Origin of the sequence: Kineosphaera limosa NBRC 100340, from assembly GCF_000298215.1 — a bacterium.
Lineage (GTDB): Bacteria > Actinomycetota > Actinomycetes > Actinomycetales > Dermatophilaceae > Kineosphaera > Kineosphaera limosa.
The window spans coordinates 1-20,303 of record NZ_BAHD01000030.1; the positions used below are offsets into that span (position 1 = coordinate 1).

The following is a 20,303-nucleotide window of genomic DNA, read 5'->3' on the forward strand; positions in this document are numbered from 1 at the left end:
GTCCCGACGCCGCAGCGGCCCCCGCGGCGAGTCGGCTTCGGGCTCCGGGCAGAGCGGGGCACGCGCCGCCGGCTCGGGCGCCACGGGGTCAGGAGGCAGCGGTTCAGGTGGCGGCGAGGAGTCCGGCACCGCACGGCGCCGCAACCGCCGACGCACCCGCGGCGGCCGTCCCGCCGCGCGCTCCGACCAGGAGAGCTGACCCACACCCACGCCAGGCGCGCCAGGGCGCCTGAGCAGCCCGCCGCAGCGCTGGCAATAATCGAGACGTTGGGCCCGAGCGATGCTCGGGCCCAACGTCTTTCGAGGGCGGTTCAGAGCAGCCCCGAGCCCTTGTATCTCAGATCCGGAGGCCTACTGGACGCGCGTTCAGTAGATGCCATACGATCGTCCAAGACGCCAGAGAGCGGCTGGGGGGCCGCACCGCACGACGGGGAATCGTGCGATCTGGGGATTACTGAATTGGGGGATTCATATGCTTACCGACGTTGCGACGCAGGCGCCTGTGCGCGCTGTCCGTCACGCGATCTTCGCCCTGGTGGGGGCGCTTCTTCTCGTGCTGGCGATGCCGGGGCTGCTGCAGGCCGTCAGCGTGCCGACCGTCGTGATCGCGGTCGCCGGTGGCGTGGCCGTCGGCGTGTCGGCCCTCGCGGCCCGTGCCGGTCGCACTCAGCGCCGCACCGACCTGTACTGATCACAAGGCACACCGATCGGCTCGAGCGATCGGCCGGCGGATCACTCACCTGGCTGATGGTCTGCTGAGTCCGTCGTTCTGCGTCCGGCCCGGCCTGGTCCCCTCCGACCGGTCGGCCGCCGTCCCGCCTCCTCCCCTCTGTGAGGCGGACGGACGGCCCGACGCCCAACCTCCCTCCGGGCGTCGAACGCACGGCGCCCCGCACCCATACTCCTCCCGGGTGCGGGGCGCCGCGGCGCGTCCGGGATGAATCAGCTAGGGCGCGAACGCTGTTGGGCGGGAGAAGAATGTCATCCCCGGGCCAACACCGGCTCGCTACCGGATGCTCGCGCGAGAATCTGCGCCAACACCTGCGGGGAGGTCAGTTGTTCGCCGAGCCGGTTCGGCTTGCCGTCGCCGTGGTAGTCGCTGGAGCCGGTGACGAGCAACCCGAAGGTGCGCGCCGCCTCAAGGGCCCGGCGCGTCTGCGCTGGATCGTGATCGGGATGGTTGACCTCGATTCCGACCAGCCCCGCATCCCTCATCTGCGCGATGACCGACTCGTCGACGATTCGCCCCCGCTTCTGCGCGAAAGGGTGCGCGAAGACCGGCACTCCCCCGGCGGCCCGCACGAGCTCGATCGCCTCCAACACGTCGATGGCGTAGTGGGAGGCGTAGTACGGCGAGCCGTTGTACAGGTAGCGGTCGAACGCCTCGGTCCGGTCCGCGACGGCTCCGCTCGCGACGAGCGCGTCGGCGATGTGTGGGCGGCCGACCGTGGCGCCGTCGCTGACCTGCGCGCGCACCTGGTCCCAAGTCAACGGAACGACCGTGGCAAGCCGATCGACGATCCGCTGCGCTCGCGTGTCCCGGCTGGCGCGCGCGTGCTCCAGCTGTGCGAGCAGCGGTTCGAACTGCGGGTCGTGCAGGTAGGAGAGCAGGTGGATGCTCGTGCCGTAGTACGTGCACGAAATCTCCATGCCGGGCAGCAGGTCGATGCCGTGCTCGCGGGCCGCCCGGCTCGCCTCATCCCAACCGCGGGTCGAGTCGTGATCGGTGAGCGCCACGACATCCAATCCGGCGGCCGCGGCTTCGGCGACGACCTGGCCCGGCGAGCCCGTTCCGTCGGAGGCGTCACTGTGGGTGTGGAGGTCGATGCGCACGACCGGCAGTTTAGGCGGGCTCGTCAAGCTCCAGCTCGACGCGGCATGAGCACGGTGTAGTCGAGGTCGAGCACGACCCCGGGCAGGTACTTGCCGGCCTCGTCCCGGTAGGGGAAGCCGGCGCAGGGCAAATCCTTCGTCGCGACCGTGCGCAACCGCAGGGCGCCGACATCGGCCCGGCCCGGCACCTCCATCCGGTCGAGCACTTCGCTCCAGGCGTAGATGGTGTCGCCGGCGAATGTCGGATTGGCATGTGAGCCGGCGTTGATCGCCGCGACCGCCTGCGCGTTGGCCAGTCCGTTGAACGAGAGCGCTCGCGCGAGGCTGATGATGTGGCCGCCGTAGATGAGCCGCCGCCCGATCTTCGTGTCGTTCTGCGCGAACTGGTTGAAGTGCACCTTGGCGGTGTTCTGGTAGAGCCGCGTCGCGAGCATGTGATCGGACTCCTCGATCGTCATGCCGTCGACGTGGTCGATCCGCTCCCCCACCTCGTAGTCGTCCCACAGGTGGGTGCTGCCCGCGAGGGCCTGCATCCGCTCGTCGTAGGGGGCGCCGGGCTCATAGGGCACGACGAGGTCCTCGACGGCGACGGCTCCGGGCAAGGGCGGGATGACGCTCTCGCCCACCTCCGAGACAGCCTCGCGGCGGTTCACCATGACCCACCGCACGTAGTCGAGCACCATCTGCCCGTCCTGATTCACGCCCACCGAGCGCACGTAGACGTTGCCGTTGCGGCCCGAGGAGTTCGGTTTCAGCCCGATGACCGTCGAGGTCGTGGTCAGCGTGTCGCCGGGATAGACCGGCACCCCGAAGCGGCCGCCCGCGTAACCGAGGTTGGCCACCGCGTTGAGCGAGATGTCGGGCACCGTCTTGCCGAACACCAGGTGGAACGCGAGCAGCGAGTCGATCGGCAGCTGCGGATAGCCGAGGTCGCGGGCGAACGTCGAGGCGCTCGTGGCCGCGAACCGGGAGCCGTACAGCGCGAGGTAGAGGGCGATATCCCCCTGCGTCACCGTGCGCGGCGTCGCGTGCACGATCTGCCGACCGATCGTGAAGTCCTCGAAGTAGTTGCCGCTGTAGGTCTTTCCGGCCATGACCGTCCTCTCGCGAATGCCGTGCGCTCTGATCCCCTCCCGATCCTGCCAGTCGCGGGCGCTCACGCCTGCCGATCCGCGGGTAAACGGGTACCTTCGCTGACAGGGGCCTGCTCGCAGCCGCGGGGGGCGATCAGCTGACGAGAGCCCGGGGCTCGAGCGCCACCGGGAGGAGGGGGTGGGTGATGTCCTCGGCTCTGTCGCCGCAGCAGCGCGCCGCCGCGATCGAGACCCTCGCGGGCGGCGCCGAAGTCGATGTGCTCGTCGTGGGTGGCGGGGTCACCGGAGCCGGAGCGGCCCTGGATGCCGTGACCCGCGGCCTGACCACGGGGCTGCTGGAGGCGCGCGACTACTCATCGGGCACCTCCAGTCGCAGTTCGAAGTTGATCCACGGCGGGCTGCGCTACCTGGAGATGCTCGACTTCCGGCTGGTCGCCGAGGCGCTGACCGAGCGCGGTCGGCTGCTCACCGATATCGCCCCGCACCTCGTGCGCCCGGTTCCCTTTCTCTTTCCGTTCACCCGCAGCTGGGAGCGCGCCTACATCGGCTCGGGGGTGGCGATGTACGACGCGATGGCCCGCCTGGGCGGCACGGCGGCGGGTCTGCCGCTGCAGCGCCAACTGACGCGGCGTCAGGCGTTGAAGGTCTTTCCGGGCCTCAAGCCGCACGCGCTGACCGGCGCGCTGCAGTACTACGACGCGCAGGTCGACGACGCCCGCTTCGTGGTCGAACTGGTCCGCACCGCAGCCTCGTTCGGCGCGCTCGTGGCCAATCGTGTCGAGATCACCGGCTTCCTGCGCCAGGGCGAGCGGGTCACCGGAGTGGTGGCGGCCGACAAGGCGAGCGGGCGAACGATCGAGATCAAGGCCAAGCAGGTCATCAACGCGACCGGGGTGTGGACCGACGACACCCAGCGGATGCTCAACGAGCGCGGCACGTTCAAGGTGCGGGCGTCCAAGGGCGTGCACATCGTCGTGCCCAAGGACCGCATCCACGCCAAGTCCGGCCTCATCCTGCGCACCGAGAAGTCGGTGCTCTTCGTCATCCCGTGGGGCCGGCACTGGATCATCGGCACGACCGACACCGACTGGGAGCTGGACAAGGCGCACCCGGCGGCGACGTCGGTCGACATCGAATACCTGCTCGACCACGTCAACGCCGTGCTGTCGGTGCCGCTGACTCCCGCGGATGTCGAAGGCGTGTACGCGGGTCTGCGGCCGCTGCTCTCCGGGGAGTCGGACAGCACGAGCCAGCTCTCGCGCGAGCACATCGTGGCGCATACCGCGCCCGGGCTCGTCGTCGTGGCGGGCGGCAAGTACACGACGTATCGGGTCATGGCCAAGGACGCCGTCGACGAGGTCGTCAACGGGTTGGCGCGCAAGGTGCCGCCGTCGACCACCCATCAACTCCCTCTCCTGGGGGCGCAGGGGTACCGGGCGATCCACAACCAGCGCGACCAGTTGGCGGCCCGCAGCGGACTGCATCCGGCGCGGATCGAGCACTTGTTGGGCCGCTACGGCTCGCAGATTCGTGAAGTGTTGGACCTCATCGACGCCGACCCGACGCTGGCCCAGCCGTTGCCGGGCGCCGAGGACTACCTGCGGGTCGAGGTCGCCTATGCGGTCAGCCACGAGGGGGCTCGGCATCTGGAGGATGTGCTCGCGCGTCGCACCCGTATCTCCATCGAGGTGTGGGATCGCGGGGTGGGCGCCGCTCCCGCTGCCGCGCAGGTCATGGCGCCGATCCTGGCGTGGGGCGAGCCGCAACAACAGCGGGAGGTCGAGTTGTACCGCGAGCGGGTGGCCGCGGAGCGGGCGTCGCAGACCCTGCCGGACGACGAGTCCGCCGACGCAGCTCGCCGTGCCGCTCGCGACGCCAGCTGAGGCTCCCGGGGCGGCGGGGGTCGCGAACGTCATAAGGTGTCGCCATGGCAGATCACTTTGACGTCGTCGTCCTCGGTGCCGGCCCCGGCGGGTACGTCGCGGCCATTCGCGCCGCTCAACTCGGCAAGTCCGTCGCGGTCGTGGAGAAGAAGTATTGGGGCGGGGTCTGCCTCAACGTCGGCTGCATCCCCAGCAAGGCGCTCCTGAAGAACGCCGAGCTCGCGCACATCCTGACGCACGAGAAGAAGAAGTTCGGCATCGAGGGTGACGCCACGATGTCGTTCGGCCCGACGCACAAGCGCAGCCGGCAGGTCAGCGCCGGCATCGTCAAGGGCGTCCACTTCCTCATGAAGAAGAACAAGATCACCGAGATCGACGGCTGGGGCACCCTCGGCGACAAGGGCAAGCTCTCCGTCGAGACCGACAAGGGCGAAACCCGCGAGCTCACCTACGACGACCTCATCATCGCCACCGGCTCGGTGACGCGAATGATCCCGGGCGTGCAGGTCTCGGAGAACGTCGTGACCTACGAGGAGCAGATTCTCGACGAGAACCTGCCGGACTCCATCATCATCGCCGGGTCCGGCGCGATCGGGGTCGAGTTCGCCTACGTCATGAAGAACTTCGGCGTCGACGTGACGATCGTGGAGTTCCTCGACCGGATGGTGCCGACCGAGGACGCCGACGTCTCCAAGGAGCTGGCCAAGCACTACAAGAAGCTCGGCGTGAACGTGCTGCTCGGCACGAAGGTCGAGAAGGTCAAGGACACCGGCTCGGGCGTCGAGGTCACCGTCTCCAAGAACGGCAAGGAGGAGACGCTCAAGGCCGACAAGCTGCTCTCGGCCATCGGCTTCGCCCCCCGCGTCGAGGGCTACGGGCTCGACAAGCTCGGCGTCGAGCTCACCGAGCGCGGCGCGATCAAGATCGACGAGTTCGGCCGCACGAACGTCGAGCACGTCTACGCCATCGGTGACGTCACCGCCAAGCTGATGCTGGCGCACGTGGCCGAGGCCCAGGGCATCGTCGCCGCCGAGACCATCGCCGGCGCCGAGACGATGCCGATCGACTACGACTTCATCCCGCGAGCCACCTACTGCCAGCCGCAGATCGGCTCGATGGGCTACAGCGAGGCTCAGGCCAAGGAGAAGGGCTACGACGTCAAGACGGCGACCTTCCCGTTCACGGCCAACGGCAAGGCCCAGGGTCTCGGTGATGCCGTCGGCTTCGTCAAGGTTGTTGCAGACGCCAAGTACAACGAGATCCTCGGCTGTCACATGATCGGCCCCGACGTCACCGAGCTGCTGCCGGTGATGAACCTGGCCAAGCAGTGGGACCTGACCGCCGACGAGGTCTCCCGCAACGTCTTCGCCCACCCGACCCTCGGCGAGGCCGTCAAGGAGGCCGTGCACGGCATCTCCGGGCACATGATCAACTTCTAGTAGCACCTGCTTGACACAAGGCCCGCGTTTCCACCTGGGGACGCGGGCCTTGTGCTGCCCGCCGCCACCGCCCGCGATGATCCGGTGCAACTGCGCGCGAACAGGGGGTCACCCTGCTCAGCGACACCCGTGACGCCTGCCCGGTGTCATACCACGGCGGTATGCTGACGGTATGGCGCAGCAGATGACGATCCGGGTCGACGATGAAGCCGCCGCGTTCGTGGACCGCGCAAGCAAAGCGGGCGAGGGCAGTCGAGCTGACGTGATCAACCGAGCCCTGCAGCGTGAGATGCGCCGCCGCCTCGCTATCGCCGACGCTGCGATCTACGCCGAGAACGCAGACCCCGACCTCGAGTCGGACGCCTACGAAGCCTGGACACGGGCCAACGCCGACATCGTCGGGCGAGACCTCGACTGACATGCACCCCATCTGGCTGGCGCACCTCGACAAGACCCGGCCCGTTCTGATTCTCACCCGAGAAGAGGTGCGGGCAGTGCGGCGCCTGGTCACGGTGGCGCCCATCACGACTACGGTCCGAGGGCTGTCCAGCGAGGTAGCCATCGGCTCCCGGAACGGCCTCGACCACGAATGCGTGGCGTTGCTCGATTCGATCACGACCATCCCCCGCGCCGACTTGATTCGACCCGTAGGTGCGCTTCTGCAGGATCAGGAGGCTGCCCTGACGCGGGCCTTTCATCACGCATTCGACCTCGACGACTGAGCAGAGACGGGTTTGACCCCTCCCCAGGACGCTCGCGGAGGCACGCGAGGCGCAGCACGTTGAGCTGCCCGGGCGCCTCACCGCAACGAGGCCGGGTCATCCGATCGGAGGAGGTCTGTCGAGCCGATCGGTCGATCCGGCGATCCGGGTCGTGGGGCGAGGCTGGGGGCATGGCCCTGATCGAGGTGCGCGGACTGCGCAAGAGCTACGGCGAGAAGCGGGTGCTGCGCGGTGTCGACCTGCAGGTCGAGGCAGGGCAGATCGTCGGGATACTCGGACCCAATGGCGCCGGCAAGACGACGGCCGTCGAGTGCATCGGCGGCCTACGGACGCCCGACGCCGGCACGATCGCGGTCGCGGGACTCGATCCCCAGAGTGAGGCGGCGGCCTTGCGCCAGCTGCTCGGCATGCAGCTACAGGAATGTCGACTGCCGGCCCGGATCACGCCGCTCGAGGCCCTGGAGCTGTTCGCCTCCTTCTATCCCGACCCCCTGCCGGCGACTGACCTCCTAGGGCGGTTCGGCCTGGCGGCCCAGGCCGGGGCTCGATTCGAGCGGCTCTCCGGCGGGCAGCAGCAACGGCTGTCGGTGGCGTTGGCGCTCGTCGGGCGCCCCCGCATCGCGATCCTCGACGAACTGACGACCGAGCTGGACCCCGCGGCGCGACGAGAGATCTGGGGCTACCTGAGCGACCTGCGGGCCCAGGGGGTCACGATGCTGCTCGTCACGCACTCGATGGAGGAGGCCGCGCACCTGTGTGATCGGGTGGCGATCATCGACGGTGGCCGGGTCGTAGCCCACGGCTCCCCCGCCGACCTGACCACCGCGGCGCAGGCGCAGCAGACCTCCTTCGAAGCCGACCTGCCGGAGGCGATGCTCGCCCGCCTCGCTGAGCTGCCAGGTGTGCGGGCGGTGCGGCGCGACGGCGCTCGGATCGTCATCGACGGGGATGACGACAGCCCCCAAACGGTACTGACGGCCCTCATCGAGGGCGGTGTCCGCCCGGCGCGGCTGCGCGTCGCCGCGCCCACCCTCGACGACGCCTACCTACGGCTGACGGAGGCATCATGACGACGGCCGACACCCTCTCCGACCCGAGCGGCCACAACCACACCGGCCACGACCAGACCGGCCACCACCAGACCGGCCACGGCCTGCGCGCCGGGTGGCGGGCCACGAGGGCCTTGCTGGGCAACGAGGTCCGGTTGTTTGCTCGAACCCCGGCGGCCGTCGTCCTGCCGGTGCTCATGCCGATCGTGGCGACCGCCGTCATCGCGGCGGTCCCGGCGGCGCGACGCCCGGCCGAGCCGTTCGGGGGCTTGAGCGTCGCGCAGGCCTACACGCCGACGCTGATCATCTTCGCGGTGAGCATGGCGACGCTCGTCGTGCTGCCCTCGATCCTGGGCGGCTATCGCGAGCTGGGGTTTTTGCGCCGACTGCGGACCACGCCCGTCTCTCCGGCGATGCTGCTCGCCGCGTTCCTCGTCTTCATGACCGTGGTGAGCCTGATGACCGCGCTCGTCATCGCCGGGGTGCCGCTGCTGTTCGGGGTGCCGGCGCCGATGCGGCCGGTCACCTTTGCCGTCGGGGTGCTGCTGTGCGTTGCAGCCTTCTTGGCTGTCGGCACGCTCTTGTGTGCAGTGATCCCGAATCCGCGGGTGGCGACGGGCGTCGGGAATGTCGTGGCGGCACTCATGTGGTTCTGCGCCGGCCTGTGGTTTCCGCGGGCGCAGTTTCCGGCGTGGCTCGCCGGCATCGCCGATGCGACCCCGGGTGGAGCGGCGGTTCGGCTGATGACCGATGCGATGGTCGGTGCCGCCATGTCGTGGTTGGCCGTCGGCGTCTGTGTGGTGTGGTGCGCAGTGGGCGCCACGGTGGCGGTGCGCACGTTCCGGTGGGAGTGAGCGACGATGGCAGGCATGGCTGCCAGATCGGGCGCAACCGGCCGCACCGGGGGCCACGCCGGCGCGCCGGAGGCCGGGCGGGCTCGCGACCCGCACGTGCAAGTGGCGCCCTATGCGCTCCTCGCGGTCGCGCTGGCCGCAGCGTTCGGGCTCGTCAACGCCCTACCGGCGATGTTTCCCGCGTGGACCATGCCGTGGTTCGTGGCGCTGGCCGTGCTGGCCGCCGCTGTCCGGGCGTGGGGTGCGGCGCCCGCTGGCCCCGCGCGGGCGCGGCTGGCGTTCTGGCTCGGGCTGGGCGTCACGCTGGCGCTCGTGCTGTTGAACCCGGCATTCGGGCTGTATGCGTTCATCTTCTACCCGGACGGCACGCGGCTGCTGCACGGCGTGCAAGCCCGCCTCGGCCTCGGGGCGGTCGCGGTGGTGTGCTCGCTGGCCCAGACCGGCGGCCCCAACTCGCCGATCTTCACGCCCCTGTTCGTGGGGCTATTCCTGCTGGTCAACCTCGTGGTGGCCGGATCGATGGCGCTGTTCGACCGGCAACGACAACGCGTCAGCGACGAGTTGACGCAGGCCAACGCCCGGCTGCGCGCCGAGCAGTCGCGCAATGAGGCGCTGCAGGAGCAGCTCTTGGAGCAGGCTCGAGACGCCGGAGTGACTCAGGAGCGCGCTCGCCTGGCCCGCGAGATCCACGACACCATCGCACAAGACCTGGTGGCGATCATTGCTCAGCTGTCGGCGGCATCCCAGGCGGCGCACGCACGACCGAACGGACAACCGGCTGCTGAGTCGTCGGGACAACCTCTCGCGGGTATCGACGACGAGCTTGCCCGGCGCCTGGACCTGGCCGAGCGGACCGCTCGGGAAGCCCTGGCCGAGGCGCGGCGCTCGGTGCGCGCGCTGTCCTCTCCGCGGCTGGACAGCGACGACCTGCCTGCAGCGGTGCAGCGACTGCTCGACGCCTGGGCGCAGACCACCGGTGCGACCGCGCGCCTCGCGGTCCGTGGCCCCGCCGTCCCCGTCGAGCCGGACGGGGTCGCGTTGCGCGTCATCCAGGAGGCGCTGGCCAATGCCGCGCGCCATGCGGGCGCTCGCGCGGTCGACGTCATCCTCACGTACGAGACCGACGCCCTTGAGGTCGAGATCGCCGATACTGGAGCCGGATTCGATCTGGCTGCCACGGCCACCGGTCACGGCCTCCCGGGGATGCGCCAGCGCGTCGAGCAGGCCGGCGGCGCGCTGCGCCTCGTGTCCATTCCCGGTCAGGGCACTCACGTCTCGGCGCGCCTGCCAAGGCCTGAGTGCCCAACAGGGACCACGCGGCAACACGGGAGCCGACGATGATCCGCATCCTCATCGCCGACGATCACCCGATCGTTCGCGACGGTCTGATCGCCCTGCTCGCCTCCGACCCCGACGTCGAGGTGGTCGGCGAGGCGAGCGGCGGCCGGGAGGCGATCACACTGGCCCAACGGTTACGCCCGGACGTCGTCCTCATGGACCTGCGCATGCCCGCAGGCGACGGAGTCGAGGCGATCGCCGCGTTGCGAGCGACCTCGCGCGAGACCCCGCGCATCCTTGTGCTGACGACTTACGACACTGACGACGACATCCGCCGAGCCCTGGCCGCCGGTGCCGACGGCTACCTGCTCAAGGACACCCCACGCCCCGAACTCCTCGCCGCCGTCCACCAGCTCGCGGCCGGCCACCCCGTGCTCACCCCGGAGGTGCTGCGCGTCATGACCGCCCCAGCACCCACGCGGCCGGACTCGCCGGCCCTCACTGCGCGCGAGCGCGACGTGCTGCGCGAGGTCGCCGCCGGCGGCACCAACCGCGACGCCGCGGGCCGCCTGTTCATCAGCGAGGCCACTTTCAAGACCCACCTGTCCCGCGTCTTCGACAAGCTCGGCGTCACCGACCGCGCCGCCGCCGTGCGCGCCGCCTACGACCAAGGGCTGTTGTGAGGTCGCCTGAGCCGACCCCACCGCCCCCATAGATGCGCACGCATCATGAGAGGTGATGCTATGCTGTCACGATGCGGACCACGGTGACCTTGGACCCTGAGAATGAGTCGGCCATCCGACGCCTCATGGAGCGTCGGGGACTGTCGTTCAAGCAGGCGCTCAACGACCTCATTCGCTCGGGCGTCGGCAGCTCCGGCAGCTCCCCGGCGCCGTTTCGCACGCAGGTGCGTCACATGGGCGTTCCGACCGTCGCTCTCGAAAAGGCTCTGCAGCTGGCCGGGGATCTCGAAGACGAGGAGATCATCCGGCGGATGCGGACAGGGCAGTGAAGGTTGTCGACGCCAACGTGCTGCTGTATGCGATCAACGCCGATAGCGCTCACCATGTCGACTCCCGGCGCTGGCTGGATCGCTCCCTGCGCGGCGCCGACACCGTCGGCTTCACCTGGCTCGCCCTCACGGCCTTCGTCCGCATATCGACCAAGGTCGGCCTCTTTCCGGCTCCCTTGACTGCCGCTGAGGCGATGGACCAGGTCCGTGGTTGGCTCGACGCGCCGGGCGCGGCGGTCGTTGAGCCCACCGGGCAACATGTGGCCGTCTTGGAGCGCCTCCTGCGGCAGGTCGGCACGGGCGGCAACCTGGTCAGTGACGCGCACCTGGCCGCAGTAGCCATAGAGCATCGCGCCGATGTCGTGTCGTATGACGCCAACTTCGGGCGGTTCCCCGAACTGCGCTGGCATCGCCCCAGTGACCTCCTGGAGAACGACCCGGCATAGTCGTGGACCGCCGGGTCTCCGGGAAAGGCCCGCGTGAGCCGCGAAGCAGCCGCCGTATCGTTCGGCACGCCGTCCAACCTACGTCCAAGCCTCAGCACGTGCCTGACCCCGGAGCCGTCGCGTGAGACGGTGAAGCGGCTGTTCAGACAGCGCGTGCACCGGGTACACGAACTGGGAGGTGCCATGTCATTTGTTCACTTCGAGGCCATGCGCGCGGCGCGCGATGGGCTCGCCGACCTCTTGCGCGCGGCGACGGAGGGGCGGCCGGCGTCGGTGCAGCGGGGAGCCGACCACCTCGTGGCAATCATCGACGGCAAACGTTTGGTGCGCTTCTACGGAGCGACCTGCCCAGCGCGGGCCGAGATCGCGCCGGAGGATGGCGGCTACTCGATCATCCTTCCCGGGCTACCCATCCACGGCGACGGCGACTCACTGCAGGAAGCCCTCGACGACACAGTGCTGGCGCTGCGCGACTACGCCCACGCCTGGACCGAGCGCCTGCGACTGGCCCCCAATCACGAACAGAACGACATGCTGGTGCAGTTCATCGCCGCCGCGACCGACGACGAACTGCGAGCCTGGCTTACCGCCTAGTGACCTATCCGGCACCGACCCGCAGGGTCACCGCAGCTTCTGCGTCGGCGTCCCGGCCCGACTCTGGTGGGACGTAGCGGATTCTTGACGTACTCGCGAAACCGGGCGCCGCAGGGTCAGGCCGCTGACCTGCACAGTTGCTCGCGGCCTCCCGACGTGGGGGCGCCGCAGTACGTCGAGAATCCGCTACGTCTGCGATGAGACCGCCCGGACCGTGGGGCAGGGTGGGCCGCGGAAGGGCGCCGTTCACCTAGGCCTGCGATACTGCGCGCCATTCGACCCCGGGACAAAGGACTTCCGTGTCGCCTCTGCTTCGGTCCGGAGCTGCTGCTCCACCACGCACCCTCGTCGACATCTTCGAGGAGATTTGCACCGAATATCCAGATTCCGTGGCGCTGGACAACGGCGCCGAGCAGCTCTCCTACAGCGAGTTTCGTGAAGCGGCAGCCGAACTGGGCGATCGGCTCGCCGCGGCCGGGGTCGGGCCGGGTGCGCGGGTCGGGGTGCGTATCGCCTCCGGCACCACCGATCTGTACGTGGCGATCATGGGCATCCTGCTGGCCGGCGCCGCCTACGTGCCCGTCGACCGCGACGACCCGAAGGAGCGCGCCCGACTCGTGTTCGGCGAGGCCGGCGTAGCCGCGATCGTCGGCAGCGACCTGACCATCGAGGCCGGCCCCGGCGCCACACCCGCCACGGCCACCGACCCGGCCGAGGCCCTGCGCCCCGTCGAGCCCGAGGACGACGCCTGGATCATCTTCACCTCCGGCTCCACCGGCACGCCCAAGGGCGTCGCGGTCACCCACCGCAATGCAGCCGCCTTCGTCGACGCCGAATCGCGGATGTTCCTGCAGCGCAAACCCATCGGCCCGCAGGACCGCGTCATGGCGGGCCTGTCCGTCGGGTTCGACGCCTCCTGCGAGGAGATGTGGCTCGCCTGGGCACACGGGGCCGCCCTCGTGCCCGCGCCGCGCTCGCTCGTGCGCTCCGGCATGGACCTGGGGCCCTGGCTGGTGGCCAACCGCGTCACGATCGTCTCCACCGTGCCGACCCTTGTCGCCATGTGGCCCGACGACGCTCTGGCCGACGTGCGGCTGCTCATCGTCGGCGGCGAGGCCTGCCCACCCGAACTCGGCGCCCGCTACGCCACGCCAGAGCGCGAGGTGTGGAACACCTACGGCCCCACCGAGGCCACCGTCGTCGCCTGCGGCGCCCAGGTCGACGGGTCGCTGCCCGTGCGCATCGGCCTGCCGCTGGACGGCTGGGACCTGGCCGTCGTCGACGATCAGGGTCAGCCGGTGCCCGACGGCCAAGAAGGCGAACTCGTCATCGGCGGAGTCGGACTCGCCCGCTACCTCGACCCCGCCAAGGACGCCGAGAAGTACGCGCCGATGCCGAGCCTGGGCTGGGAGCGCGCCTACCGCAGCGGCGACCTCGTCGTGTTCGACGGTGAAGGGCTGGTGTTCCACGGCCGCGCCGACGACCAGGTCAAGGTCGGTGGCCGGCGCATCGAGCTCGGCGAACTCGACGCCCGCCTCCTCGACCTGCCCGGTGTGCTGGGCGGTGCCGCCGCCGTCCGCCAGACCGCCTCCGGCACCAAGATCCTCGTCGGCTACCTCAAGGTCGACGACAGCTACGACCAGGACGGCGCGCTCGAGCGGCTTCGCGCCGACCTCCCCGCCGCCCTGGTCCCCCGCCTCGCCGTCGTCGACGACCTGCCGACCCGCACCTCCGGCAAGATCGACCGCGACGCCCTGCCGTGGCCGCTCGCGCAGACCTCTGACGACGACGCCGACGTCGACCTGTCCGACCTCACCGACACCCAGGCCTGGCTCGCCGGCGCCTGGCGCGATGTGCTCGGCGCGAGCGTGCGCAGTGCCGACGACGACTTCTTCGACCTCGGCGGCTCCAGCCTGTCCGCCGCCCACCTCGTCTCCGCGTTGCGCGCTCGCTTTCCCGGCGTGCGCGTCGCGCACATCTACGACAACCCCTCGCTGCGCGCCCTGGCCGCCGAACTCGACGGCCAGGAGGCCCCCGCGACCACCGACGACGACCGGGAGATCGACCCCGTGCGCCGCCGCGCCGGCGCGTGGCAGTGCGCCGGACTGCTGCTGGCCCGCGCCCTGACCGGACTGCGCTGGCTCACCTGGATCATGCTCGGGCTCTGGCTCGCCGACGCGACGCTCGGTCTCGGCGCGGCCGCCGCCCTCGGGCTGCCCGCCTGGAGCGACCCGCGGTTCTGGGCCCCGGTCGCGCTCGGCTGGGCGCTGCTGTTGACCCCGCCAGGTCGGATGCTGGTCGCGGCGGCTCTGGCACGCCTCATCCTCCTGGGCGTAACCCCCGGAACGTACCCGCGCGGCGGGTCCGTGCATCTGCGCGTCTGGTTCGCCGAGCGCATCACCGACGAGATCGGCCCCACCGGCCTCGGCGGCGCCGCCCTCAACCGCTGGTACGCCCGAATGCTCGGCGCCACGGTCGGCCGGCACGTCGACCTCCATTCGGTGCCGCCGGTCACCGGCTTCCTCACCCTGGGCAACGGCGCGTCCGTCGAGACCGAGGTCGACCTGGCCGGTCACTGGCTCGACGGCGACGAGTTCGTGCTCGGGCGGGTCGCCGTGGGGCGCCGCGCCCGCGTCGGGATGCGCAGCACCCTGCTACCCGGCGCGGACATCGGCACCGACGCCGAGATCGCCCCCGGCGCCGCGGTCTTCGGCCCTGTTCCTGAAGGCGAGTACTGGTCGGGTGCCCCGGCCACCCGCTTCGGCCCGGCGCGCGGCCCGTGGGCCGACGCCAAACCCGTCAACAAGCCCGTCTGGCTGCTGGCCTACACCGCCGGCGGGCAGCTGCTGGCCCTGTTGCCGGCCCTGTGCATCACGCTCGCCGCGCTGATCGTCGAGGGCCTCGGGCGGCTCCTCGGTGTCGCCACCCCGGCAACGGCCAGCTCCGTCTCCGGGGCTGTGGGTGCCGCCCTCGCCTGGTCGCCGCTGGCCGCGCTCGTCGCGTTCGCGCTGCTCACGGGTGCCGTGCTGGGGCTCGTGCGGGTGTTGGCCGTGGGTCTAGTGCCCGGCCACTACCCGGTGCAGGGGCGGCTGGCGTGGCAGGCGTGGATGACGATCCGGCTGCTCGACGAGGCCCGTACCTGGCTGTTCCCGCTGTACTCCGGGGCGCTGACGGCCCGCTGGTGGCGGCTGCTGGGCGCCAAGGTCGGCAAAGACGTGGAGTCCTCGACGGCCCTGATGATCCCCCACCTGGTGACGATCGGCGACGCCGCCTTCCTCGCCGACGACACCCTCATCGGCGGCTACGAGCTGGGCGGCGGCTGGCTGCGCATCGAGCGAGTCAAGATCGGCAAGCGGGCGTTCATCGGCAACTCCGGAATGGCCGCTCCGGGACGCAAGGTACCCAAGGGCGCGCTGGTCGCGGTGCTCTCCGCGGCGCCGCGAAGGGGCCGGGCCAAGCGCGGCACCTCGTGGCTGGGCAGCCCGCCGGCCCCCGTGCGGCGCGCCGTCACCGAGAACCAGGACGAGCGCACCTACGAGCCCACCCAGGGGTTGCGCGTCGCCCGCGCGTTCGTCGAGACGTGCCGCCTGACCTCGCTCATGGCTCAAGGCCTGTGGTTCGCCGCGGCCGCCGGGGTCATCGTGCTCATCGGAACCTCGTGGGTCTGGCCGGCCGCCGCACTACTCGCCGGACCGGTGCTCGCCCTCGGCGCCCTGGCCGCCGGGGCGCTGGCCGTCGCCGTCAAGTGGCTGCTCGTGGGTCGCATCCGGCGCACCGACCACCCGCTGTGGACCTCCTTCGTGTGGCGCAACGAGCTCGCCGACACGTTCGTCGAGCAGCTGGCCGCACCGTGGCTGCTGCGCGCGGCGACCGGCACCCCGATCCTCACCGCGTGGTTCCGCGCGATGGGTGCGCGCATCGGCTCTGGAGTCTGGTGCGAGACGTACTGGCTGCCGGAGGCCGACCTGGTCGCGCTCGGCGACGGCGCCACCGTCGGCCGTGGCTGCGTCGTGCAGACCCACCTGTTTCACGACCGCGTGCTCTCGATGGACTCGGTGACGCTGCATGCCGGCGCCACCCTCGGCCCCAATTCGGTCATTCTGCCCGCCGCCGACATCGGGCGGAACTCGACCGTGGGGCCGGTCTCACTCGTCATGCGCGGCGAGTCGGTGCCCGAACGCACCCGGTGGATCGGCAACCCCATCGGGCCTTGGCAGTGAGCCGGCGAACGAGCTGGCTGTGACGTCTGGCTCGGCCGGTGCGCCGGGCCCACCCCGGTGCACCACGACGGCGCAGAATGGGCAAGGCTGAGGGACGACGCCGGGACGGTCGGCGCGACGGTGACAGGAGGATGAGTCGGTGGTCAAAAGGGCGTTGCGGCGGATCCTGCCCGGGCTGGCGGACGAGCCGGACCCGGCGCGCCGCGACCTGGGCCCGCTGGCCGACAACGAGGCCTACGTGCCCGGCCACGGCGACCCCAGCTACGCCGTGCGCTCCTACGACCTCGACCTGACCCTCAAGCTCGCCGGCAACCACGTACAGGGTCGCGCCGAGCTGCTCATCGAGCCACTCGTCGACCCCCTGCCGCGCCTGCAGCTCGACCTGCACGGGCTGAAGGTCACGAGCGTGACCGTCGACGGTCGCCCTGCTAAGCACAGCCGCCGCGGCGACCGACTGACCGTCACACCGCGCCAGCCGCTGAAGGGCGGCCAAGAGTCCCTGCTCGTCGTGCACTACTCGGGCAACCCGAGCCAGGTGCGCGGGCTCGACGGGCTGGCCGGCTGGGAGGAGCTCGACGACGGGCTCATCGTCGCGTCCCAACCGCACGGGGCGCCGTCGTGGTTCCCCTGCAACGACCGGCCCGACGACAAGGCCGCGTACCGCATCGCCGTCACCACCGACTCCGGATATCGGGTGGTCGCCAACGGCTCGCTGGTGGAGACTCGCCGCCGCAGCAGCCGCACGACGTGGGTGTACGAGCAGCCCGAGCCGATGGCCACCTACCTGGCGACCGTGCAGGTGGGGCGCTACGACACCCTCGACCTCGAGCCCGGACCCGGCCCCGACGGACTCGTGCCGATCCGCCTGCACTATCCGGCAGCGTTAACGCGGCAGGTCGCGGCGGGCCCGATGATGCGCCACCGGGCGATGCTCAACACGTTCACGGAGGCATTCGGGCCGTATCCGTTCGCCCGCTACGACGTCGTCATCACCCCCGACGTTTTGGAGATCCCGCTGGAGGCGCAGACGCTGTCGATCTTCGGCAGCAACTTCGCGCGGCCGGGGTGGCAGCAGGAGCGGCTCATCGCGCACGAGCTGGCGCACCAGTGGTTCGGCAACTCGCTGACGTTGGGGCAGTGGCGCGACATCTGGCTGCACGAGGGGTTCGCCTGTTGGAGCGAGTGGCTCTGGTCCGAGCGCTCCGGTGGCCGGCGCGCCGCCGACCTGGCCCGCGAGCACTACCGCGGGCTGGCCGACAAACCGCAAGACCTCTACTTGGTCGACCCGACCCCGCAGCTGATGTTCGACGACCGCGTGTACAAGCGAGGCGGCGTGCTGCTGCAGGCGCTGCGCGAGCACGTCGGCGACGGCGCCTTCTTCGCGTTCCTGCGCACCTGGTGCGAGCGTTACCGCTACGGCACCATCACCACGCCCGCCTTCGTCGCCGAGGCCGCCGCCGACCTCGGCATCGCCCCCGACTGGTTCGACCCGTGGCTGCAGCACAAAACCCTCCCTGAGTGGGGGTCTTGATTCCGACGAGCCGGGCGCAGGTTAGGTCTGCCTAACATACGGCCGACGTATCTTACAGAGCGTGTATGTTCCTGCGGCCCAGCTCGGGGAGCAAGTGCGCGAGCACCACGTCAACGGCCAGTTGTCTCCCGGTCGGCTTACGATGCCGCACACGACCGACATCCGGGACAAGAGGCGTGATGGGAGCACGAGCATGATCCGCGTGCTGCTCGTCGAGGACGACGTGCGGCTGGCTGCGGCGCTCGGGGACGCGCTGAGCGCCGGGGGCCTCGAGGTGCGGCACGTGACGACCGGCGCGGCGGCGCTCGAGGCGCCGGTGGCCGACGTCGTGTTGCTCGACCTGGGGCTGCCCGACGGCGACGGGCTCGACGTGTTGGCGGCGCTGCGGGCCCGGTTCGACATGGGCGGCGCCGGGATCATCGTCGTCACCGCCCGCGGCCGGGAGGCCGATCGGGTGGCCGGTCTGCGGGCCGGCGCCGACGACTACGTCACCAAACCCATCGCCCTCGGTGAGCTGTTCGCCCGCATCGAAGCGGTCGCCCGGCGCACCAACCCCAGCGCCCAAGCCCACCTCGGCGTCGGCCCGCTCGACCTCGACCTCACCTCCCGGCAGGCCACCCGCGACGGGGTCGACGGCGGCCTCACGGCCAAGGAATTCGACCTCCTGCTCGCCCTGGCCCGCGAACCCGGTGAGGCCGTCTCCCGCGACCGCCTCACGTTGCAGGTGTGGCAGACCGTGTGGCCCGGCACCCAACGGACCCTCGAAGTGCACGTCGCGACACTGCGAGCCAAACTCGGCGACCCTAGCCTCATCGAGACCGTCCGCGGCGTCGGCTACCGCCTGGTGCAGGAGCCGCCGTGAGACGCCGGGTGATGACGGTCTACCTCACGCTGCTCGTCCTGACCTGCATCGGCCTCGCCGTCCCGCTCGGGATTGCCCTGGCGCAGCGCGCGACAACCGCCGTCGTCCTCGACCGCACCGCCGACGCCGCCCGCTTCGCCTCCCTCGCCGAGGCATCGGTAGTCTCCGGGCGATCCGGGCTGATGACGGCCGAACTGGGCTCCTATCACGAGCTGTTCGGCATCGACGCGCTGGTGGTAGACCGCGAGGGCGGGATCGTCGCGCGCGGCCGTCCGGGGTTCACCCTCGACGACCTGGCGTCGACGCTGCCGCGACCCGACGCGCTCGGCGCCGGCGGAGCGGGCGGCCTCCCGGAGCCGGTGCAGGCGGCCATGGCGGGCACCCGTGGCGGCTCGGAGCACACGGTCTATCCGTGGACCAGTCACCCGCTCGTCGTTCTCGAACCCGTCGGCAGCGCGGGTGAGATCGTCGGCGTCGTCGTCACCGCCTCCCCAACGAGTGCGCTGCGCGCCGGCCTCGCCGCTCAGTGGACGCTCGTCGTCGCCGGGGTGTTGCTCGTGCTCGCGGCCGGATTCGCGGCGGCGGGGCCGCTGACCCGGTGGGTGCTGCGCCCGGTGGCCGAGCTCGACGCCGCCGCGCAGGCCGTCGGCTCCGGCAGCCTGCGCACCCGTGTGGAGGGGGTCGCCGGGCCCGACGAACTGCAGCACCTCGCGGGGTCGTTCAACGACATGGTCGCGACCGTCAACGCGCTGCTGGAGCGCCAACGCACTGTGGTCGCCTACGCGGGCCACCAGATCCGTAACCCGTTGGCGGCCCTACGGATTCGCCTCGAAGGGCTAGGGCTGCGGCTGCCGCCCGAGGACCAGCCGATGCACCGCACCACCCTCGATGAACTCGATCGCCTCGCCCGCACCTGCGACGGATTGCTGGCCCTCGCCGAAACCGACGAGGAGCACCTGGATCGCAGCGAGGTCGACGTCGCCGTCGTCGTCGCCGATCGCGTCCGCGCCTGGGAGCCGATCGCCCGCCGCACCGGCGCGCGGCTCGTGGACCGCAGCGAACCGGGGCTGTGGGTGCGGCTCATCGACGGCACCTTGGACCAGGCCCTCGATGCCCTGATCGACAACGCGCTGAAGTTCGGGGGCGAGGGGGTCGAGGTCACGCTGGCCGCCGAGGCAGCCGCAGACGGGAGCATCGTCGTGCAGGTCAGCGACGACGGTCCCGGACTCCCCGCTGGCCTGGGTGCCCGGCTGAGCGGGGCCTACGGCGAGCAGCCCGGCGAACCCTTCGGTCGGCCGGGGCCACCGACGCCGGACGATCGCCGCGACCGCCTCGATCCCCTCAAGGAGTCCGGAGGGTCCGGGCTGGGCCTGTCGATCGTCGTGACCCTGCTGCACCTGGACGGTGGTCGACTCGAGCTGCAGCCGTCCCGACCGCACGGCGTGTTGGCCCGCATCACCCTGCCGAGTTCGCCGCCGCGGTGACC

18 protein-coding genes and 1 pseudogene are annotated in these 20,303 nt (G+C 70.8%); 17 read left to right on the forward strand and 2 right to left on the reverse strand.

The features are described from left to right. Positions 1 to 199 (forward strand): annotated as a pseudogene (locus KILIM_RS24620) (DEAD/DEAH box helicase); the annotation flags it as partial. Between the two features lie 303 nt (positions 200 to 502). After that, a complete protein-coding gene (locus tag KILIM_RS09710) occupies positions 503 to 691 on the forward strand; it encodes a hypothetical protein (protein WP_157551624.1) in 189 nt (62 codons plus the stop codon). A 290-nt stretch (positions 692 to 981) separates the two neighbouring features. Here the strand turns inward: KILIM_RS09710 and KILIM_RS09715 are convergent, their stop codons facing one another. Further along, the gene (locus KILIM_RS09715) at positions 982 to 1,833 is read right to left on the reverse strand and encodes a PHP domain-containing protein (protein ID WP_040562874.1); all 852 of its coding nucleotides are present in this window, start codon (positions 1,831 to 1,833) and stop codon (positions 982 to 984) included. A 23-nt stretch (positions 1,834 to 1,856) separates the two neighbouring features. Further along, a complete protein-coding gene (locus tag KILIM_RS09720) occupies positions 1,857 to 2,927 on the reverse strand; it encodes a MaoC family dehydratase (RefSeq protein ID WP_040562876.1) in 1,071 nt (356 codons plus the stop codon). A gap of 185 nt (positions 2,928 to 3,112) precedes the next feature. Here KILIM_RS09720 and KILIM_RS09725 point away from each other — a divergent pair, with 185 nt between their 5' ends. The 15 genes from KILIM_RS09725 (at position 3,113) to KILIM_RS09795 (ending at position 20,301) form a co-directional block, all read left to right on the forward strand. Next, the gene (locus KILIM_RS09725) at positions 3,113 to 4,810 is read left to right on the forward strand and encodes a glycerol-3-phosphate dehydrogenase/oxidase (RefSeq protein WP_006592494.1); all 1,698 of its coding nucleotides are present in this window, start codon (positions 3,113 to 3,115) and stop codon (positions 4,808 to 4,810) included. 44 nt (positions 4,811 to 4,854) lie between these two features. Beyond that, positions 4,855 to 6,249, forward strand: coding sequence for a dihydrolipoyl dehydrogenase (gene lpdA, locus KILIM_RS09730; protein WP_006592495.1), 1,395 nt, complete (start codon positions 4,855 to 4,857; stop codon positions 6,247 to 6,249). A 172-nt stretch (positions 6,250 to 6,421) separates the two neighbouring features. Next, on the forward strand, positions 6,422 to 6,667 hold the full coding sequence (locus KILIM_RS09735) for a YlcI/YnfO family protein (RefSeq protein WP_006592496.1): 246 nt from the start codon (positions 6,422 to 6,424) through the stop codon (positions 6,665 to 6,667). A 1-nt stretch (position 6,668) separates the two neighbouring features. Further along, entirely contained in the window at positions 6,669 to 6,971 is a 303-nt protein-coding gene (locus KILIM_RS09740; RefSeq protein ID WP_006592497.1) for a type II toxin-antitoxin system PemK/MazF family toxin, read from the forward strand. A gap of 170 nt (positions 6,972 to 7,141) precedes the next feature. Next, complete coding sequence (locus KILIM_RS09745; protein WP_006592498.1) at positions 7,142 to 8,041, forward strand: ABC transporter ATP-binding protein; 900 nt, start codon at positions 7,142 to 7,144, stop codon at positions 8,039 to 8,041. Beyond that, on the forward strand, positions 8,038 to 8,874 hold the full coding sequence (locus KILIM_RS09750) for an ABC transporter permease (RefSeq protein WP_006592499.1): 837 nt from the start codon (positions 8,038 to 8,040) through the stop codon (positions 8,872 to 8,874). Before KILIM_RS09745 ends, KILIM_RS09750 begins: the two co-directional genes overlap by 4 nt. Positions 8,875 to 8,889: 15 nt before the next feature. Further along, positions 8,890 to 10,215 (forward strand): sensor histidine kinase, encoded by a 1,326-nt coding sequence (locus tag KILIM_RS09755; RefSeq protein ID WP_051988728.1) that lies wholly within the window; start codon positions 8,890 to 8,892, stop codon positions 10,213 to 10,215. Continuing rightward, the gene (locus tag KILIM_RS09760) at positions 10,212 to 10,835 is read left to right on the forward strand and encodes a response regulator (RefSeq protein WP_006592501.1); all 624 of its coding nucleotides are present in this window, start codon (positions 10,212 to 10,214) and stop codon (positions 10,833 to 10,835) included. The genes KILIM_RS09755 and KILIM_RS09760 overlap by 4 nt, the downstream gene beginning before the upstream one ends. 71 nt (positions 10,836 to 10,906) lie before the next feature. Next, positions 10,907 to 11,164, forward strand: a complete 258-nt coding sequence (locus KILIM_RS09765; RefSeq protein ID WP_006592502.1) for a hypothetical protein — start codon at positions 10,907 to 10,909, stop codon at positions 11,162 to 11,164. Continuing rightward, positions 11,161 to 11,610 carry a type II toxin-antitoxin system VapC family toxin gene (locus KILIM_RS09770; RefSeq protein WP_006592503.1) on the forward strand — a complete coding sequence of 150 codons (450 nt, stop codon included), beginning with the start codon at positions 11,161 to 11,163 and terminating at the stop codon, positions 11,608 to 11,610. The genes KILIM_RS09765 and KILIM_RS09770 overlap by 4 nt, the downstream gene beginning before the upstream one ends. A 183-nt stretch (positions 11,611 to 11,793) precedes the next feature. After that, entirely contained in the window at positions 11,794 to 12,204 is a 411-nt protein-coding gene (locus KILIM_RS09775; RefSeq protein ID WP_040562879.1) for a hypothetical protein, read from the forward strand. A 299-nt stretch (positions 12,205 to 12,503) separates the two neighbouring features. Continuing rightward, the gene (locus KILIM_RS09780; RefSeq protein ID WP_040562881.1) at positions 12,504 to 16,424 is read left to right on the forward strand and encodes a Pls/PosA family non-ribosomal peptide synthetase; all 3,921 of its coding nucleotides are present in this window, start codon (positions 12,504 to 12,506) and stop codon (positions 16,422 to 16,424) included. A gap of 139 nt (positions 16,425 to 16,563) precedes the next feature. Continuing rightward, entirely contained in the window at positions 16,564 to 17,955 is a 1,392-nt protein-coding gene (locus KILIM_RS09785; protein ID WP_006592506.1) for a M1 family metallopeptidase, read from the forward strand. Positions 17,956 to 18,016: 61 nt separating this feature from the next. After that, the gene (locus KILIM_RS09790; RefSeq protein ID WP_255247635.1) at positions 18,017 to 18,817 is read left to right on the forward strand and encodes a response regulator transcription factor; all 801 of its coding nucleotides are present in this window, start codon (positions 18,017 to 18,019) and stop codon (positions 18,815 to 18,817) included. Beyond that, positions 18,814 to 20,301 (forward strand): sensor histidine kinase, encoded by a 1,488-nt coding sequence (locus KILIM_RS09795; protein ID WP_006592508.1) that lies wholly within the window; start codon positions 18,814 to 18,816, stop codon positions 20,299 to 20,301. The genes KILIM_RS09790 and KILIM_RS09795 overlap by 4 nt, the downstream gene beginning before the upstream one ends. Positions 20,302 to 20,303: the final 2 nt, after the last annotated feature.

Excerpts from the sequence above, each read along its gene's own strand:
- KILIM_RS09720 (WP_040562876.1), bottom strand. The coding sequence starts at position 2,927 with ATGGCCGGAAAGACCTACAGCGGCAACTACTTCGAGGACTTCACGATC.
- KILIM_RS09725 (WP_006592494.1), top strand. The coding sequence starts at position 3,113 with ATGTCCTCGGCTCTGTCGCCGCAGCAGCGCGCCGCCGCGATCGAGACC.
- lpdA (WP_006592495.1), top strand. The coding sequence starts at position 4,855 with ATGGCAGATCACTTTGACGTCGTCGTCCTCGGTGCCGGCCCCGGCGGG.
- KILIM_RS09735 (WP_006592496.1), top strand. The coding sequence starts at position 6,422 with ATGGCGCAGCAGATGACGATCCGGGTCGACGATGAAGCCGCCGCGTTC.
- KILIM_RS09740 (WP_006592497.1), top strand. The coding sequence starts at position 6,669 with ATGCACCCCATCTGGCTGGCGCACCTCGACAAGACCCGGCCCGTTCTG.
- KILIM_RS09745 (WP_006592498.1), top strand. The coding sequence starts at position 7,142 with ATGGCCCTGATCGAGGTGCGCGGACTGCGCAAGAGCTACGGCGAGAAG.
- KILIM_RS09750 (WP_006592499.1), top strand. The coding sequence starts at position 8,038 with ATGACGACGGCCGACACCCTCTCCGACCCGAGCGGCCACAACCACACC.
- KILIM_RS09755 (WP_051988728.1), top strand. The coding sequence starts at position 8,890 with ATGGCTGCCAGATCGGGCGCAACCGGCCGCACCGGGGGCCACGCCGGC.
- KILIM_RS09760 (WP_006592501.1), top strand. The coding sequence starts at position 10,212 with ATGATCCGCATCCTCATCGCCGACGATCACCCGATCGTTCGCGACGGT.
- KILIM_RS09765 (WP_006592502.1), top strand. The coding sequence starts at position 10,907 with ATGCGGACCACGGTGACCTTGGACCCTGAGAATGAGTCGGCCATCCGA.
- KILIM_RS09775 (WP_040562879.1), top strand. The coding sequence starts at position 11,794 with ATGTCATTTGTTCACTTCGAGGCCATGCGCGCGGCGCGCGATGGGCTC.